Consider the following 17976-nt stretch of genomic DNA (forward strand, 5'->3'; position numbering starts at 1 on the left):
GTATCTTTCATAGCCGGCATTACTTCCAGTGGGTGTTCTTTTGTTTTGAAAACTTGGATGCCATGCACTGGTTTCTTTACGCTTAAGATCACAAGTAGTGCCCAAGGCGTAACAAGGTTTAGAACAACTAATATTAAAATCCAAATGTATGAAATTACGAACAGTGCTAACAAGACATTAACTGCTCGTTTGCGACCGATTAAGATGGCCATCGTTTTTCGACCACTTTCTTTATCACCAACTAAATCGCGAATATTATTGGAGAGCATAATTGCTGCAACCAGTAACATACTGGGTATAGACAATAATAGAGCAATGGTCGTTATTTCACCTGTTTGGATATAAAATGCGATGAGAACAATGAGCATTCCCATAAATACACCTGAAAATAATTCGCCAAAAGGTGTGTACGCAATCGGGTAAGGACCGCCTGTATAGAAATAGCCAATCGCCATTGACACGGCACCAACGACTGCCAACAGCCAAGTGGTTTCGATACATATGTATATCCCTAAGATAATTGAAACTGCATAAAGCAGTAACGCGAGCTGCATTACTGTTTTTGGTTGAACGCCATTTCTGACGATGGCTCCACCAATTCCCACAGACTTCTCATTATCTAAACCTCTTGTAAAATCATAATACTCATTAAACATATTAGTTGCTGCTTGGATGAGCATACTTGCAACTAGCATTGCTAAGAATAAAGGCCAGTGTATATCTGTATAAGAAATTGCAATCATTGTACCTAGAAACACCGGAACAAATGATGCAGTTAACGTGTGAGGCCGTGTTAATTGCCACCAAATACGCCAGCCACTATCAGCTTTTAACTCGTGTGACATATAGTTTCCGCTCCTTCATCTTTTTTCACCTCTCTCATTGTACTTCATCCACTTAATTCTGTGTAGATTGTTTGCTTAACGGGTGCTGAATTGTCAATAAAGAGGTATGATAGAAGGTAGGATATTAAAGGGTCCTCATATGTTTATGAAGTCCTAATTACGGAGGGAAGCTGGATGAAACGAAAGTCATTTACATCCACAGAATATGTAGTCGAGGATCATTCTTCGGCCGTACATTTTTATACAGAAACAATTGAAGTGAATGGATTATCCTCTGTTGCTTTCTTTGAAGCAGGAGAGTCATATAAAGGTCAACGATTTTACTGGCAAAACCGTGAAAAGACATTTACATTAGTCGGACTTGGACATGCTCATGTCATTACAAGTTCGTCAGAAGAAAATCGCTTTGCAGAAGTGGATAAACAATGGAATGAATTATGTTCTAAAATCGTGAATGAAGAGCATGATTTACAGCCAATTTTGTTTGGCGGGTTTTCATTCGATCCAGCCAATAAATTATCTTCCGAGTGGGATATGTTCCCTTCGGCTTACTTTGCTGTGCCTTCTTTTCAACTCGTTATTCGTGATGACAGAGTATTTATCAGCATCCATTTAATCACGAGTGATAAAGATTCACAACTTCAATTCGATCGGTTGCGTGGTGAAAGGGACGACCTGATTCATGCAGCACAGGTCAAAGAATTGAAACCTTATGCAAAGCCTCTATTAACTCAAATGGATGAGCGCTTCAAAGAGTTGTATCTGGATGCGGTTTCACATGTCACGAAATTAATTCATGACGGAGAAGCTCAAAAAGTTGTCATTGCACGTTCATTGGCACTGACCTTTGCTGAAGAAGTGAGTTCACCATCCGCCATGTATCATATGTCTAAAGAGCAACCAGAAAGTTTTCTATTTGGTTTAGAGCTTGCAGATAATTTGTTTTTCGGAGCGACACCAGAACGCTTAGTGAAAGTAGAAAATCGCCGAGCATTGTCCACTTGCTTAGCTGGATCTGTTAAGCGGGGACAAACCGCAACCGAAGATCAGCAATTAGGCAATGATTTACTGCAGGATTCAAAAAACAGGGAAGAACATCAATACGTGGTAGATATGATTACAAGTGTTTTCAACCAATATTGTGATGATGTTAAAGTGCCTAAATATCCAAAATTGATGAAAATCAGGGATATCCAGCATCTATATACACCGGTGGAAGGGAAGTTGCAAAAAGGTCAAGGATTATTGCAACTGGTTAAAGATTTGCACCCAACGCCGGCTTTAGGTGGAGAACCCCGAGGAGATGCCATGGCTATAATTAGAATGGTTGAGCAAATGAATCGTGGATACTATGCTGCTCCAGTTGGATGGATAGATGCAGAAGGAAATGGTGAGTTTGCTGTTGCGATCCGTTCCGCGTTATTAAATAAAACGCACGCTTACCTATATGCTGGTGGAGGTATTGTTGCGGATTCGGATCCGACTTCAGAATATGCGGAGACGTTAGTGAAATTCAGGCCGATGTTACGCACGCTTGGAGGCAAATTACATGGATAATCGTGCAATGTTAACTGAGTATGTACACTCAATTGTACAAGCCTTTCTCCAGGCAGACGTTAAAGATATCGTAATCAGTCCAGGTTCTCGTTCTACTCCCTTGGCTTATGCATTCAGTCTTACAAAGGAATTCAACACGTATATGCAAATCGATGAGCGATCAGCTGGTTTTTTTGCTTTAGGAATGGCAAAAGCTAAACAGAGTCCAGTTCTTTTACTATGTACGTCCGGAACAGCCGCAGCCAACTATTTTCCTTCTATTGTAGAAGCGAACTATGCGAGAATTCCACTTATTGTTTTAACGGCAGATCGTCCGCATGAACTTAGGGAAGTGGGAGCACCTCAAGCCATTGATCAAGTTCAATTGTATGGAAAACATGTTAAGTGGAGTGTGGATTTTCCTTTGGCTGACGACCATAAAGAGACGATTCCATTTATTATCCGTCATACGGGGAGGGCCATTGCATACGCAAAGGCTGCACCAATGGGACCAGTCCATATGAACATCCCTTTCCGTGAACCTTTACTGCTTGATTTTGACTATCAAATAGAAGCTTCTTCTTTTCAAAAATCATTACCAGGGGCTATCGTTGCTTCACAGTCCCATATGGATTTTGTTGAACAGACGATTACTCAAGCAAGACGTGGTTTACTCATAGTTGGGGAGCTATCGGCAGACACTGATAAGACTGAGTTTTGGGCTTTTGCTAAGTCAATCCAGTGGCCTGTATTGGCGGATTCACTTTCTCAACTTCGGACAGGCGTCCCACAAGAATGCCAACACTTACTCATTGATCAATACGATGCACTTCTGAAAAGTGAACACTTTAAACAGTCCATTGTTCCCGATGTAGTTATTCGCTTTGGTGCCCAACCAGTATCCAAACCGCTATCGCTATTTTTGAAAGATGTACAGCCTGAAATCTATATTGCGGTGGATGAAGATCCTTTGTTCAGGGATTCATTAGGTGTTGTGACTCATCATGTACACTCCGAGGCCCAAGCGTTGTGGAAAGAGTTAAGTAACATTCAGGAGAATGAAGCTCTTCCAAAATGGACAGAGGCTAATACGATTGCTACAAAGCACGTTGAGAGATATATTAATGAACAACACGACGAAGGTGCGCTAGCAGGTCAGCTCTTTAAACATTTGCCTGATGGGAGTGATCTTATTTCAGGCAGCAGTATGCCAATCCGTGATGTCGATACGTTCTTCAAACAAACTGATAAAGACATTTCGATTTATGCTAACCGGGGAACGAATGGAATTGACGGTGTTGTTTCCACCGCTCTAGGTATTCAGCAGGCGAGAAAAAGACCTGCGACTTTATTAATCGGGGACATCTCGTTCCTGCACGACAGCAATGGATTACTGGTTACACGTTTCCATGAAACTGACCTCACCATTGTTGTTATGAATAACGATGGTGGCGGCATCTTCTCGTATTTGCCTCAGTCCACCGAAGAGACGTACTTCGAAAAATTGTTTGGTACGCCAACCGGTTTGACGTTCGATTCAATTGCCACCATGTATGAAGCTGAATATTTTGCTGTGGAATCAAAAGAAGATTTTACAAAAGCTTTAACAACGCCAAAACAAAAAGACTTACGAATCATTGAAGTAAAGACCAATCGGCAACAGAATGTTTTGACACATCGTCAGTTATGGAACGGAATTACTGAGGAGTTGGACCGAAAATGGAACAACTAGTCGCAACCGTTCGAGGAGTGAAAGTTAGTTATTCTATCACCAACAGAGAAGCTTCGGAAACAATCATCTTTTTACATGGATTTACTGGTAGCTCGAAAACATGGGTCCCGATTATTGAACAATTACCTGATTCTGTCCGTTGCATTACAGTCGATTTAATGGGGCATGGTAAAACCGATTCACCGAGTGATGCAAATCGTTACATCATGTACGAACAAGTGATGGATTTACACGAACTTTTTCTATTTCTGAATGTTACTAATTTCTCCCTCGTTGGTTATTCTATGGGAGGACGCATTGCGCTTGCTTATGCGCTTGCATTTCCTAAGCATGTTAAGCGGCTCGTACTGGAGAGTGCATCTCCAGGTTTACAATCAGAAGCTGACAGACTGGCCCGAATAACTGCAGATGAAAAATTAGCGAAGAAAATGGAAAGTGAAGGTCTTTCATCTTTTATTGATTTTTGGCAGGACATTCCTTTATTTCATTCTCAAAAAAAGTTAGGTGAGATAAAGCTTCATTCCATCAGGGAAGAGCGAATGCAACAAGCTGTTTCGGGATTGGCTAATAGTTTAAAGGGAATGGGAACCGGCAGACAGCCTTCTTACTGGTCCAGATTGAATGAGTTGAAAATCACTGTCATCATAATCACAGGTGAACTCGATGAAAAATTTACGATCATTGCCAAACAAATTACAGAACTCATTCGATATAGCCAGCATCTTGAAGTTTCAGGGGCAGGACATGCAATACATGTGGAAAATCCCGTTCAGTTTGCTACAATAATATTGGAGCAAGTTTTAGAAAGATTTTGAGGAGGAAGAGTATGACACGTCAATGGGTATCAGAACGTACATATGAAGATATTAAGTATGAAACATATAACGGTATTGCGAAAATTACAATTAACCGTCCGGAAGTAAGAAATGCTTTCCGACCTAAAACAGTTAAAGAATTATTGGATGCATTTACTTATGCACGCGATGATTCAAAAGTAGGCGTTATCGTATTAACGGGTGAAGGCGAAAAAGCTTTCTGTTCAGGTGGAGACCAGTCCGTTCGTGGACATGGTGGATATGTTGGGGAAGATGAAATCCCACGTTTGAACGTTTTGGATTTACAGCGCCTGATTCGTGTTATTCCTAAACCTGTAGTGGCAATGGTAGCGGGTTATGCGATCGGTGGCGGACATGTACTGCATGTCGTATGTGATTTGACGATTGCTGCAGACAACGCGATCTTCGGACAAACTGGACCGAAAGTGGGATCGTTTGATGCAGGATACGGCTCAGGATATTTAGCTCGTATTATCGGTCATAAAAAAGCACGTGAAATCTGGTACTTATGCCGTCAATATGACGCACAGGCAGCACTAGACATGGGCTTGGTTAACACTGTAGTTCCTTACGCACAATTAGAAGATGAAACGGTTCAATGGTGTGAAGAAATGCTTTCAATGTCACCTACAGCCCTTCGTTTCCTGAAAGCGGCAATGAATGCAGATACTGATGGTTTAGCAGGTCTGCAACAAATGGCTGGAGATGCGACACTTCTTTACTACACGACAGATGAAGCAAAAGAAGGCCGCGATGCCTTTAAGGAAAAACGTAAACCTGACTTCGGTCAATTCCCACGTTTCCCTTGATAATAACAATTTTCTAGCTGTCCTTTTTAAGGGCAGCTTTTTCTAAAGGTGGCTATATCATGTACCCTAACTGGCTAGCACAACGGGTCAAAATGACTCCGAAACGCAAGGCATTAACATTTGGACAACATTCCTGGACGTTTCAACAGCTTTTCGACGAAGCAATGAATTTAGCTGGTTCACTAAAGACAGTTGGAATTGACAATGGAAATCGCGTCGCCATTCTATCACCTTCAAATCCTTCTTTAATTGTTACAATCCATGCCTGTTGGCAATTGGGCTGTGAAGTTGTTCTATTAAATGAACGATTGTCTGATGGGGAACTTGACTATCAAATTAACGATGCACAGCCAACACTTTTGTTAGTCGAAAAAGACTATCAGGCAAGAGTGGCTAACCACCCATCAGTGACATTGGACGAACTGGCAGAAAAGGCTTCAAGCAAATTCGAGATAGAAGATGAATGGCCAATCGATCGTACTATGTCCATTATGTATACATCCGGTACAACGGGAAATCCAAAAGGTGTTCGTCAAACCGTCCGAAACCATACCACGAATGCAACGGCTTCAGCGTTTAACATGGGGATACAATCAAATGATGTATGGCTTTGTACGATGCCAGTCTTTCACATAAGCGGTTTATCCATATTCATTCGCTCCGTATTATATGGAATGGAAGTGAAGCTCTATTCAAAATTCGACTTGGTAAAAGTGGTCGACGATTTAGTAGATGGACAGGTCACACGTATGTCTGTTGTCTCCGTTATGTTAGAAAGAATTTTAAGGGAATTAGAGGAGCGGGATGCGAAAGTATCGCCTTGTTTACTGACGATGCTAGTAGGTGGAGGTCCTGTTCCGAGCAATTATTTAGAGCGAGCTATTTCTCGCGGTATTCCAATACTGCAAACTTATGGAATGACCGAAACGTCCTCCCAAACAGCAACGCTTGCTCCTGAAGATGCGGTCAGGAAACTGGGGTCTTCTGGCAAACCATTATATTTGAGTTTCATTCGAATCGATCAAGCATCAAAGCCATTTGAAGAAGGAGAGATTTGCATACGTGGCGGGCATGTAACACCTGGTTACATTGGCAGTCATACAACTACGGCATCCCAAGTAAAAGGATGGCTTCATACCGGCGATATTGGCTATTTCGATGAAGAAGGATATTTATTTGTCGTCGACCGACGTTCTGATTTAATTATTTCCGGCGGGGAAAATATTTACCCAGCAGAAGTGGAGAATGCGATTCTTCAACATCCACAGATTCGGGAAGCCGGAGTCTGCGGAATGAGTGACGAGAAGTGGGGACAAGTGCCCGTAGCCTTTATTGTCAGTGATGAGGATATGACATTGGCATCATTACAGGCATTTTTACAAGCCAAATTAGCACCTTATAAAATGCCGAAAGCATTATATCAAGTCAATGCTATGCCAAGGAATGCATCGAATAAATTACTTAGAAGAGAGCTGAGAGCGTGGTTAATATCCAAATCAAGCAAGTGACGTTATATCACGTATGTGTACCGCTAAAGCAAACGTTTTCTACTCATTTACAGGAAGTGGTGGAACGAGATAGTATCTTGCTTGAAGTAATGGATGTCGACGGTACAATCGGTGTAGGCGAATGTGTGGCATTTACTTCCCCATGGTACACCGAAGAAACAGTGGACACTGCTTGGAACACGCTTGAAAATTGGATAATCCCAGCTTTGTTGAATCAATCTTTTTCACATCCAGACCAACTAGACACCGCTTTAGAGAAAATAAAACGCAATCATATGGCAAAAGCGGCTTTTAATCATGCAATATGGGATATTTATGCCAAGAAATTGAACCAACCTCTATGGCAAGTAATCGGCGGAACAAGGCCCGTTATAAATGCCGGAATAGTGGTAGCTGCTGCAACTGAAAAAGCCATGATGGAAGAAATCGAAACCGCAGTAAAAACCGGGTATAAACGGATAAAGTTAAAAATTTCTCAAAACACAGATCCAAAGCTCATGAAATCAATTATCGCACAATACCCTCAAATGTTATTCTTCGCCGATGCGAATGGCGCATTCACAGAAAGAACACTGGATTACTTAATCGCATTCGACGAATGTGGTTTTGCATTAATCGAACAACCTTTTTCAGAACACCATAATCGCTTGTCTGCTGAAGCTCAACGAATAATGAAAACGCCATTTGCCCTGGATGAAAGTATTGCAAGTTTAGCAGATGCCCAGGATATGATTGAACGCAAGTCTGGGAAAATAATTGTGATGAAACAAGGTAGAGTTGGTGGACTAACTGCTGCTCTTCAAATTCATAATCAATGTGTCATAGCAGAGGTACCAATTTGGGTGGGTGGTATGATTGAATTTGGCGTTTCAAAAGCATTCAATTTAGCTTTTGCTTCATTACCAGGAGTTAAGTTTCCAGGAGATTTCAGTTCATCGACTCATTTTTGGGAGAAGGATTTGGCGACTCCACCTATCGATGTATATGATGGTAAAATCGAACTCTCTAATTTACCAGGTGTCGGAGTATCTTGGAATCATGCCATTCTTCAGAAATTCGAAGTGCAAACCAAGCTATTTAAATGAGTAAAACCACGGAATGAAAGCCATTCCGTGGTTTTTATATTAGTTTGCTGAAGCCAGTGCTTTCTTTAATGTTTCTAAATTTTGCTCCATTAATGTGAAGTAAGTTTCTTTGTTTTCAATATCTTTCTGTGTCAGTACGCCTAAGTTATGCAAGGTCATAGCATCTGCACCGACTTCATTTTGAATCACTTTCGTTAAATTGGATGAAACATTTTGTTCAAATAAAATCGTTTTGATGTTTTTTTCTTTTGCCAGTTTGACGATATCAGTAAGATCTTGTTGAGAAGGTTCGTCCTGCGAATTCAAGCCTGAAACTGCAACTTGCTCAAGACCATATGTTCCAGCCAAGTACCCAAAAGCCGCATGAGATACAAAGAAAGTTTTATTATTCGATGCGTCCGCCATTTCCTTGAAATCCGAATCCAATTGTTTGAGTTCAGTCACTAATATGTCGTAGTTCTTAGTATAAGTTGCTTCATTTTCAGGATCTTTTTCAATTAAAGAATTTTTAATTGAAGATGCAAGTTTAATGCTGATTTGAGGTGAAATCCAAAGGTGCGGATCGATGTCACCATGATCATGCTCATCGTGACCTTCTTCTTCATGTCCATGGCCATTTGCTTTACCCATTTCCAATTCTTTATCAGAAACTGCATCGGCAGTTGCGACCAAAGAAACATCTTCATTTGCCAATGTCTTTTTCGCATTTTCAACAAAACCTTCAAGTCCTAAGCCAATATAAAAAAACAAGTCTGCATCTGCTAAATCCATCATATCTTTTTGCGTGGGATCGAATGTATGCTCGTTTGAACCTGCAGGATATACGGATTCCACATTCACATGCTTGCCACCGATTCGTTCGGTAAAGTAAGTAAGTGGATAGACCGTTGTATAGACAGTTAAGGCATTGGGGTTTTCAGATTTACCATTAGTCGAAGTGTCTTTTCCACAAGCAACAGTAAATAAAGTAAGAACAATAATAAAACTATATAATAGAAATTTCTTCATGTTTATCTCCTTTTTAAATAGTAACGATTACGATTTGAATTAAGAACTTACTTATCATACAAGATAAATCTTTAAAATACAAGAAAAATGGACACAAAAAAAATGACTCTTTTCAAGTCATTTCTTTGTAGGCCATTCTTCTGGTACTGGATCATATCCGCCTTCATGAAATGGATGACAACGAAGGATACGGCTGATTGCCAAGTAAGTGCCTTTGATTGCTCCGTGTTTTTCGACAGCTTCAACGCCGTAATGGGAACATGTTGGATAAAATCGGCAACTCGGCGGTGTCATTGGCGAAATGAATTTCTGATAAAACCGGAAGATGCCCATCACAAGGAATTTCATGTGTTGTCACTTTTGCCTGCTGATTCAGTTGGAACTGGATCTATTTTATGCTCTATTTTATAGGCTTTTTTAGTTGCAAGAAGGAACATCATGGTGATGCCGATGACCATTACTATTGAGACGATTATCATAAATGCTAACATTTTTTTCACTCCACTTCGTTCTGTATGTTTATTGTAGAGAACTTAGTGGTAAATTGAAAGTATTCAGAGCGATAAATAAAATTAGGAGTGTGAAGTTTTTATGTCAGCAGCATTAAATACAGAACTAAATAAGCAAGTAGCAACTTGGTCAGTAATGTATGCGAAGTTACATAATTTCCATTGGTACGTAAAAGGACCTCAATTCTTTACATTACATGCAAAGTTTGAAGAACTTTACAATGAAGCAACGTTACATATGGATGAAATTGCCGAACGTTTGCTTACTTTAGGCGGTAAACCAGTTGCCACATTGAAGGAGCATTTAGAACTATCAGATGTTACGGAAGCGACAGGCAAAGAAAATGATATGCAAATGGTTGAAACAGTTGTAAAAGATTTCGGTAAAATTATGAAATCATTGAAAAAAGGGATGGACGAAGCTGCAAAAGATGAGGACGATATGACAGAAGATGTATTGAATGCAGTGTATCAATCGATTGAAAAACATCAATGGATGTTAAATGCTTTTTTAGGCGATACAAACAAATAAGCATTTCAGCAAATTCCTTCCGGGAATTTGCTTTTTTCAATTCTCCTATCGTTTGCATGCATGAAATATATCCATAATGCCATGCTAGAAAAAAGGGGTTGAAAAAATGTCGAAAGTATATGTTTCGGTCACTCATCACCGATACTATTTCCATCCTGAGGATTCGCAATGGGAATATGAGATTGAAGCCGAGCCCGAAGTTTTAACCGTACTAGATCAATTATTTGATCAAAAGGAATCCTTTGAATGGAAAGGTTTTTGGAGAGCTCAAACGCCTTATGTACCTTATCATCTAGACCCAGAAAATGACGGTGTCGATTTGCGATTGAAAAAGTTATACGCTGTCATTCATGAGTACGGAAATGAAGAAGCAAAACAACAAATAGAAACATTGCCTTATTATAGTTGAATGCTGTGCATGCCTTCGCTACACTATTTGAAAGGAGTGTAGCAGGCATGTTTTCTTTTGTAGATCAGCATGGGTTAAAAGTTACGTTATCATTTGAACCAAATGCCTTTTTAATTCCTACCACACATGTACTCGTGCTAGCGAACAGGCAGAACCAGTGGTTGCTAACAAAACATCCACAAAGAGGGATTGAATTTCCCGGTGGAAAAGTAGAATCAGGCGAGACGTTAGAACAAGCAGCAAAACGGGAAGTATTTGAAGAAACAGGCGCACAACTTTCAAATTTAATATGGTTTGCAGAATATATGGTGCATGAACGTAAGCCTTTTTGTAAGGCGGTTTTCCGTGCAACAGTTGATTCAATTGAAAACAATAGTGAACGATTTGAGACTGAGGGACCTGTATGGATGACGATACAGGAGTTTTTCAAATCAACTAATCTTAGTTTTCATATGACAGATGACGGAATGAGAAAAATGTTGGAACAGGTGATGTTAGATGAAAGTAGACGGAACAATTGTACACAGACTTCCGTATCCAAGTCCAAATCCACAAGTTAAATTAACGGAAATTGTCTATTGGTCATGTGGATTCAGGGTAAAAGGGTTACTCGCGGAGCCACGCAAAGAAGGCAAGTATGAGGGAATCCTCTATTTACGTGGAGGTATTCAAAACATTGGTATGGTTCGATCTGCTCGAATTGCTCAGTTTGCCACACAAGGATTCGTGGTGTTTGCCCCTTATTATCGTGGGAACAGAGGCGGCGAAGGTAGAGATGAATTTGCTGGGGAAGATCGGTTTGACGCAACCAATGGTGTAGAAGTATTAAGACAGTTTATTTCAGTGAACCGAATTCATTTGTTTGCATTTTCTCGTGGAGGAATTATGGCTTTATGGACGGCTGTTCTGCGTTCAGATATTACATCGGTTGTCACCTGGTCAGGTGTGTCAGACATGGTTCTCACCTATGAGGAACGTGAAGACATGCGTAGAATGATGAAGCGGGTGATTGGTGGTAATCCTACGAATGTACCTGAGGCATATGAACTTCGTCAACCACTCAAACATGTCAGTGCTATTGATGCCAAAATTCTAATTATCCATGGACGAAAAGATGGGAATGTCGGAATTGAACATGCCTTACGTCTCGAAAAAGCACTCATTGATGGAAATAAAAATTATGAGACTTGGTATTTTAAAGATTACACACATTATTTCCCTTCGAAAACCAATAGACAAACTGTCAGAGATTTAACGGACTGGATGAAACGACAAGGGGAATAATATATGAAACATATCCGAATTCATTTAAAGACTAGCAGTACTGTTAACAAAACCTCGGTCCCTAATGATACGTCATATTGGAAAAAGCTTTGGGATACGTATACGAGTGAATATGCTTCAGTGGAAATTCAGTGTTGGCAGGAAGAAGTGCATGATATTGAGGAATTGACCAAACTCTCTGCACATTCTGTGAATCAAGGACTTGTAAAATCGTTTACAATTACATTGAACGAAAAAAACTGTAACTATTTACGTAATCATTCAATTGATGCAGACGGTGGTTTAAAATGGTTCACTATATTCTTTTATAAAGAAGATATTCAAATGCTTGAGATAGCACAATATGGTTCAGAAATTGTATTATATGGAGTAAATGAGAAAGAAGCGGAAGAATTTGAAGCGCTATTCCCTGAAATCGAGAACGCGGAATACTTCAAAGAACACCTCATGTAAGCAGAGGAGGGTGAGGCATGGGAAATTTACATATAATATACGACTCTTTATTACTAACCAGTGAAACCAACAAGCTTAGGAAGAGTATTAGCTATTGGTTTCCGTTAATGAATGAGGTACTTCCAGTGTTTACAGAAGTCGAAGTACATTGTCATGAAGATGAAAAAGAAGCAATTCTTAAGATTAAACCTTTCGCTCATACCATTCGATATGGAAGTGGATTGGTTATTTTTACAATGCCTCTAAATCAGAAGCTAAAAGACTTGCTACTGTATGGGGTAAATGAAGGACAGACAAGAATTCCTTGGTATACATTAGTATTCAAGAGAAATGGTGCACATATTTGTACTGTTAAATATCACGGATCTGAATTGTATTTCTACCAGATAACGAAAGAGGATGCTAAAGAGATAGAATCTTACTTTCCAGAAGAGACAGTTTTTGAATATACGGAGTAAAAAAATGGCCTGCACATGAAGTGCAAGCCATTTTTGTATTCTAGATAATCGGACCGCCTTTAGAAATAATCTCTTCAGACACTGATCCGAATTTAATGAAGTTCTCACGGAATCGATTAGCCAGTTCTTGAGCTTTGTTATCGTATGCTGCTGGATCCGCCCATGCATCGCGTGGGTTTAATACGTCAGACGGTACGCCAGGTACTTCTTTAGGAATAGCTAAACCGAATGCTGAACCTTTATCCATTTCAACATTATCTAATTTGCCTTCCAATGCAGCACGAACCATCGCACGTGTATAAGAAAGTTTCATACGGCTACCAACGCCATATTCGCCGCCAGTCCAGCCAGTATTTACAAGGAAGACTTGTGCATCATGCTCATCGATTTTGTTCCCTAACATTTCTGCATATACAGTTGCAGGAAGGGGAAGGAATGGAGAACCGAAACAAGTTGAAAATGTTGCTTGTGGAGATGTAATTCCACGTTCTGTTCCAGCAAGCTTCGATGTAAATCCGCTTAAGAAGTGATACATCGCTTGTTCTTTCGTCAACTTACTGATTGGAGGTAATACCCCGAACGCATCAGCAGTTAAGAAAATGATGGTTTTTGGATGACCCGCTACAGAAGGATCAACAATATTGTCGATTGCTTGTAATGGGTAAGCAGCACGCGTATTTTCAGTTAACGAAACATTTTCGTAGTCAGGTATACGCGTTTCGGGATCCAATACTACGTTTTCCAATACAGAACCAAAACGGATTGCATCGAAAATTTGTGGTTCATTTTCACGTGTTAAGTTAATTGCTTTTGCGTAACAGCCGCCTTCAATATTGAATACGCCGTTATCTGACCAGCCATGCTCATCATCGCCGATCAATTTACGATCTGCATCAGCAGATAATGTTGTTTTTCCTGTTCCGGACAATCCGAAGAACAAAGCAACATCGCCTTTTTCACCAACGTTTGCAGAACAGTGCATCGGTAGGATGCCTTGCTCAGGAAGCAAGTAGTTCATAATGGAGAAAATTGATTTTTTCATTTCACCGGCATACTCAGTACCACCGATTAAAATGATGCGTTTTTCCATTGACACAATGATAAACGTTTCGGAACCTGTACCATCGATTGCAGGATCTGCTTTGAAAGTCGGAGCATAAACGATTGTGAATTGTGCTTCATGCGATGCCAACTCATCTTTAGACGGACGAATGAATAATTGGTGTGCAAAAAGGTTATGCCAAGCATATTCATTGATTACTTGCAATGAAAGGCGAGATTCTTTATCTGCACCGGCAAATCCATTAAAGACAAATAACTCTTCTTTTGTTTTTAAATAGTTCACAACTTTTTTATATAAAGAGTTGAAAATTTCAGATGATATTGGTTGGTTTACTGAGCCCCAATCAATCTTGTCTTTCGAGCTATCTTCCACAACAACATATTTGTCTTTAGGAGAACGTCCTGTATATTTTCCTGTCACTACTTTTACAGCTCCAGTTGGTGTTAAGACAGCTTCTCCACGTAATGTTGCTTTCTCCACAAGTTGTGGGACTGAAAGTTGTACATGCACGTTTTGGCCATTTAACAAGTCGTTCAGCTCGTTCATCGTGTTCACTGAATTCATGTATATGTACCTTCCTTTATCGTATATTACCCTTATATCGGGTTAACCTTGATTCGAAAATTAGTATAACACATTACGCTTAATAATCTACACTAATAGCCTAATTAATTTTATCTGATTTTCGAACATTTATATAGAACGAAAAAAATATTTGACAAGGCTTCATTAGTTTATTATGATGTAAAACTGAACGGATACTCTTATCCCGAGCTGGTGGAGGGGTCAGGCCCTATGAAACCCGGCAACCTGCAGTTATGAACCAAGTAGTAATTGGCAAAGGTGCTGAACCTGAAGCAAGGTGTATTCCTTGGATGATAAGAGTGAAAGGTGCCTATTAATGAATGCCTTTCCTCATGTTTTTACGTGAGAGAGGGTTTTTTTTATGACATCTCCCTTTATCCTCGTGTGCAGAAGCCCGAAAAGGCGGAAGGTTTTATTCTAATGAATAAGCTGGACATGGGAAATGAGTACCGTTTGAATTTTCCGAGAGCAATCTCGAAGGATATAGGAGGAATATTAAATGACAACTCGTCGTCTATTTACATCAGAATCAGTAACAGAAGGGCATCCGGATAAGATTTGTGATCAAATCTCAGACGCAATTTTAGATGCTATATTAACAGAAGACCCGAACGCACGTGTCGCTTGTGAAACAACTGTAACAACAGGTTTAGTGCTTGTTGCTGGAGAAATCACAACATCTGCTTATGTGGATATTCAAAAAGTTGTACGTGAAACAGTTCGTGAAATTGGCTACACTCGTGCAAAATATGGTTTTGACTCAGAGACTTCTGCAGTATTGACTGCAATCGATGAGCAATCTGCCGACATCGCAATGGGCGTTGACAGAGCACTAGAAGCACGTGAAGGTTCGATGACAGATTCAGACATCGAAGCAATCGGTGCAGGTGACCAAGGTTTAATGTTCGGTTTTGCTTGTAATGAAACACCGGAATTAATGCCTCTTCCAATTAGTATGGCTCATAAGTTAGCTCGTCGTTTAGCATTAGTTCGTAAAGAAGAAATTCTTCCATACTTACGTCCAGATGGCAAAACACAAGTAACTGTAGAATATGATGAAAACAATAAACCGTTGCGCATTGACACAATCGTTATTTCTACTCAACATCACCCAGAAGTAACTCTTGAGCAAATTCAACGCAACTTGAAAGAACATGTCATCAATCCTGTCGTTCCGGCAGAATTAATTGACGAAAATACAAAATACTTCATTAACCCAACTGGTCGCTTCGTAATTGGTGGACCACAAGGGGATGCTGGTTTAACTGGTCGCAAAATTATCGTTGATACTTACGGTGGATACGCTCGTCACGGTGGCGGCGCATTCTCTGGTAAAGATGCGACAAAAGTTGACCGTTCAGCAGCATATGCAGCACGTTATGTAGCGAAAAACATCGTAGCAGCAGGACTTGCTGACCGTTGCGAAGTTCAACTTGCATATGCAATCGGTGTTGCACAACCAGTATCAATTGCAATCGATACTTTTGGTACAGGCACTGTAGAAGAATCGAAACTTGTTGAAATTGTTCGCGATTCATTCGACCTTCGCCCAGCTGGAATCATCAAAATGTTAGATCTACGTCGTCCGATTTACAAGCAGACAGCTGCTTATGGACACTTCGGTCGCACAGACTTGGATGTACCATGGGAGAAAACAGACAGAGCGGCTACTTTGAAAGAAAAAGCAGGCGTTTAAGATTGAGAAGCCATTCCGGGTATGCCCTGGAATGGCTTTTTTATTGGAAATTAGTGGGCGAAAGGGAACAAATCAATTTGAACGGGAATAAATTTAAGAATGCTTCAACATATTAAAAGGACCGGGCTCTATCACCCGGTCCTTACTATCCGTTTACTTTTGTTGTTGCATTTCCTTATAAATCTGTCCTTTTTCAGCATATTCTCTCACAATACGTTCCATATCTAGTCTGTCTTCAGCATTCAACTCCCGAACCACTTTTGCCGGACGTCCCAATGCAAGCATACCTGGGGGAATTACTTTACCGGGTGGAACCAAGCTACCTGCCCCGATAAATGCACCTTCACCAATCTCTGCGCCATCCAGGACAATGGAACCCATGCCAATTAAGGCGCCTTTTCGTACGGTACAGCTATGTAGAGTTACTTGGTGACCGATGGTGACTTCATCTTCCAAAATTAATGGAGCGGCAGGGCTTTGATGAAGGCAACACAAATCTTGAATATTAACTTTGCGGCCGATTCGAGTCGCATTGACATCACCACGAATAATGGTATTAAACCAAATAGTGGACTCTGGACCGATTGTCACGTCACCACTTATTGTGACATAATCAGCAATATAAACAGATGGGTCAATCATGGGTGTTTTATCTTTAAAAGGGTAAATCATTCAAAAAACCTCGTTTCTTCTTGCCATATGGTTTCATTATACAAAAAAAGAGGAACTAAAAAAGGATGACTTCGTCGAATAAAGAAATAGAAGGAGCGATGATTATGTGGAAATGGGAAGCTGATGGCCAGGCAAAAGCAGTCATCGCCATCGTACACAGCGCGTATGAACATCACCGTCGGTACGCCTGGTTAATAGAAGAATTTAGAAGTTCAGGATTTCATGTTGTAATGGGGGATCTACCTGGGCACGGAGAATCGGCTCTCAATAAACAAGCACATGACGAGGATTTTCAATCCTATGGCACTTTTATCAATCACTTGATTGACGCTTCGCTTACATATAACTTACCTGTTTTTATTATGGGTCACGGGCTAGGTGCAACTTTAGTCATGCAGATGCTTCAGGAAAAATCAATTGAATGTGCTGGAATAATTCTGACATCTCCTTGGATGCATTTACATATTCATGCATCGAAACTTTCCAGTGCTTTAGCCAACATGGGGAAGCTTGCTGAAAACGTCAAGAGTACTCATGAAATAACCATTAAAAAACTGACAAGAAATTATGATGTTTATACGCAAGATAAAGACGATGATCTATATAACACGACCATTACTTTGAAGTGGTACAGGGAGTTGCAGCATTTGATGAAAGCAACAACTGCCAAACAAGAAAGTATTCAAGATGTTCCTATTTTGATGATGACTGCAGAGCGGGATAAAATTGCCGATCCGACATTCGCAAAGAATTGGCTGCAAAAACAACAACTTTCTGAAATACAATATAAAGAGTGGAAAAATTGTTTTCATGATCTGTTCCAAGAGCCAGAACGAGAAGATGTGTTTTATTACACGAAGACGTTCGTGAATAATGTGTTGCGTTCACTCGGATATGTGGTTTAAGACAAATAAAAGCCTTTCTAATGAAAAATTAGAAAGGCTTTTACTATGGAT

20 protein-coding genes and 1 riboswitch are annotated in these 17976 nt (G+C 40.2%); of the genes, 14 read left to right on the forward strand and 6 right to left on the reverse strand.

Annotated features, from left to right (window positions below):
- Window positions 1-845 (reverse strand): 1,4-dihydroxy-2-naphthoate polyprenyltransferase (locus HMPREF1210_RS00095; RefSeq protein ID WP_016426535.1); only part of this gene is annotated, 845 nt, incomplete at its 3' end.
- 174 nt (window positions 846-1019) lie between these two features.
- Here HMPREF1210_RS00095 and HMPREF1210_RS00100 point away from each other — a divergent pair.
- The 6 genes from HMPREF1210_RS00100 to menC are packed head-to-tail and all read left to right on the forward strand — an operon-like array spanning window position 1020 to window position 8351.
- On the forward strand, window positions 1020-2402 hold the full coding sequence (locus tag HMPREF1210_RS00100; protein WP_016426536.1) for an isochorismate synthase MenF: 1383 nt from the start codon (window positions 1020-1022) through the stop codon (window positions 2400-2402).
- Complete coding sequence (gene menD, locus HMPREF1210_RS00105) at window positions 2395-4113, forward strand: 2-succinyl-5-enolpyruvyl-6-hydroxy-3-cyclohexene-1-carboxylic-acid synthase (RefSeq protein ID WP_016426537.1); 1719 nt, start codon at window positions 2395-2397, stop codon at window positions 4111-4113. The genes HMPREF1210_RS00100 and menD overlap by 8 nt, the downstream gene beginning before the upstream one ends.
- Window positions 4101-4928, forward strand: a complete 828-nt coding sequence (menH, locus tag HMPREF1210_RS00110) for a 2-succinyl-6-hydroxy-2,4-cyclohexadiene-1-carboxylate synthase (protein ID WP_016426538.1) — start codon at window positions 4101-4103, stop codon at window positions 4926-4928. The genes menD and menH overlap by 13 nt, the downstream gene beginning before the upstream one ends.
- 11 nt (window positions 4929-4939) lie before the next feature.
- Window positions 4940-5758, forward strand: a complete 819-nt coding sequence (menB, locus tag HMPREF1210_RS00115; RefSeq protein ID WP_016426539.1) for a 1,4-dihydroxy-2-naphthoyl-CoA synthase — start codon at window positions 4940-4942, stop codon at window positions 5756-5758.
- A gap of 59 nt (window positions 5759-5817) precedes the next feature.
- Window positions 5818-7266, forward strand: coding sequence for an o-succinylbenzoate--CoA ligase (locus HMPREF1210_RS00120; RefSeq protein WP_016426540.1), 1449 nt, complete (start codon window positions 5818-5820; stop codon window positions 7264-7266).
- Window positions 7239-8351, forward strand: coding sequence for an o-succinylbenzoate synthase (gene menC / locus HMPREF1210_RS00125; RefSeq protein WP_016426541.1), 1113 nt, complete (start codon window positions 7239-7241; stop codon window positions 8349-8351). Before HMPREF1210_RS00120 ends, menC begins: the two co-directional genes overlap by 28 nt.
- Before the next feature lie 39 nt (window positions 8352-8390).
- On the opposite strand, the gene HMPREF1210_RS00130 is transcribed toward menC, so the two are convergent.
- The 3 genes from HMPREF1210_RS00130 to ytzI all read right to left on the reverse strand — a co-directional run bounded on the left by HMPREF1210_RS00130 (window position 8391) and on the right by ytzI (window position 9850).
- A complete protein-coding gene (locus HMPREF1210_RS00130) occupies window positions 8391-9359 on the reverse strand; it encodes a metal ABC transporter solute-binding protein, Zn/Mn family (RefSeq protein ID WP_016426542.1) in 969 nt (322 codons plus the stop codon).
- A gap of 117 nt (window positions 9360-9476) precedes the next feature.
- On the reverse strand, window positions 9477-9707 hold the full coding sequence (yidD, locus tag HMPREF1210_RS00135; protein WP_016426543.1) for a membrane protein insertion efficiency factor YidD: 231 nt from the start codon (window positions 9705-9707) through the stop codon (window positions 9477-9479).
- Window positions 9704-9850 carry a YtzI protein gene (ytzI, locus tag HMPREF1210_RS17885; RefSeq protein WP_016426544.1) on the reverse strand — a complete coding sequence of 49 codons (147 nt, stop codon included), beginning with the start codon at window positions 9848-9850 and terminating at the stop codon, window positions 9704-9706. Before ytzI ends, yidD begins: the two co-directional genes overlap by 4 nt.
- A 100-nt stretch (window positions 9851-9950) precedes the next feature.
- Between ytzI and HMPREF1210_RS00140 the strand changes: the two genes are divergently transcribed.
- The 6 genes from HMPREF1210_RS00140 to HMPREF1210_RS00165 all read left to right on the forward strand — a co-directional run bounded on the left by HMPREF1210_RS00140 (window position 9951) and on the right by HMPREF1210_RS00165 (window position 13004).
- Window positions 9951-10400 carry a Dps family protein gene (locus tag HMPREF1210_RS00140; RefSeq protein ID WP_016426545.1) on the forward strand — a complete coding sequence of 150 codons (450 nt, stop codon included), beginning with the start codon at window positions 9951-9953 and terminating at the stop codon, window positions 10398-10400.
- Window positions 10401-10506: 106 nt separating this feature from the next.
- Complete coding sequence (locus HMPREF1210_RS00145; RefSeq protein WP_016426546.1) at window positions 10507-10809, forward strand: hypothetical protein; 303 nt, start codon at window positions 10507-10509, stop codon at window positions 10807-10809.
- A 47-nt stretch (window positions 10810-10856) separates the two neighbouring features.
- A complete protein-coding gene (locus HMPREF1210_RS00150) occupies window positions 10857-11369 on the forward strand; it encodes an NUDIX domain-containing protein (protein ID WP_016426547.1) in 513 nt (170 codons plus the stop codon).
- Window positions 11308-12093, forward strand: a complete 786-nt coding sequence (locus HMPREF1210_RS00155; protein ID WP_016426548.1) for a S9 family peptidase — start codon at window positions 11308-11310, stop codon at window positions 12091-12093. The genes HMPREF1210_RS00150 and HMPREF1210_RS00155 overlap by 62 nt, the downstream gene beginning before the upstream one ends.
- A gap of 3 nt (window positions 12094-12096) precedes the next feature.
- Window positions 12097-12546: a hypothetical protein gene (locus HMPREF1210_RS00160; protein WP_016426549.1), complete on the forward strand. Its 450-nt coding sequence runs from the start codon at window positions 12097-12099 to the stop codon at window positions 12544-12546.
- Between the two features lie 17 nt (window positions 12547-12563).
- Window positions 12564-13004, forward strand: coding sequence for a hypothetical protein (locus HMPREF1210_RS00165; protein ID WP_016426550.1), 441 nt, complete (start codon window positions 12564-12566; stop codon window positions 13002-13004).
- Window positions 13005-13044: 40 nt separating this feature from the next.
- On the opposite strand, the gene pckA is transcribed toward HMPREF1210_RS00165, so the two are convergent.
- The gene (gene pckA / locus HMPREF1210_RS00170; RefSeq protein ID WP_016426551.1) at window positions 13045-14631 is read right to left on the reverse strand and encodes a phosphoenolpyruvate carboxykinase (ATP); all 1587 of its coding nucleotides are present in this window, start codon (window positions 14629-14631) and stop codon (window positions 13045-13047) included.
- A 197-nt stretch (window positions 14632-14828) separates the two neighbouring features.
- Window positions 14829-14952, forward strand: a riboswitch (SAM riboswitch).
- 199 nt (window positions 14953-15151) lie between these two features.
- On the opposite strand from pckA, the gene metK reads away from it, so the two are divergent.
- Window positions 15152-16348: a methionine adenosyltransferase gene (gene metK / locus HMPREF1210_RS00175; protein WP_016426552.1), complete on the forward strand. Its 1197-nt coding sequence runs from the start codon at window positions 15152-15154 to the stop codon at window positions 16346-16348.
- 153 nt (window positions 16349-16501) lie between these two features.
- Here the strand turns inward: metK and HMPREF1210_RS00180 are convergent, their stop codons facing one another.
- Entirely contained in the window at window positions 16502-17020 is a 519-nt protein-coding gene (locus tag HMPREF1210_RS00180; RefSeq protein WP_016426553.1) for a gamma carbonic anhydrase family protein, read from the reverse strand.
- A 104-nt stretch (window positions 17021-17124) separates the two neighbouring features.
- Between HMPREF1210_RS00180 and HMPREF1210_RS00185 the strand changes: the two genes are divergently transcribed.
- A complete protein-coding gene (locus HMPREF1210_RS00185) occupies window positions 17125-17925 on the forward strand; it encodes an alpha/beta hydrolase (protein ID WP_036659609.1) in 801 nt (266 codons plus the stop codon).
- The last annotated feature ends 51 nt before the right edge of the window (window positions 17926-17976 follow it).

The organism is Paenisporosarcina sp. HGH0030 (genome assembly GCF_000411295.1).
In the GTDB taxonomy this organism is placed as follows: Bacteria; Bacillota; Bacilli; order Bacillales_A; family Planococcaceae; genus Paenisporosarcina.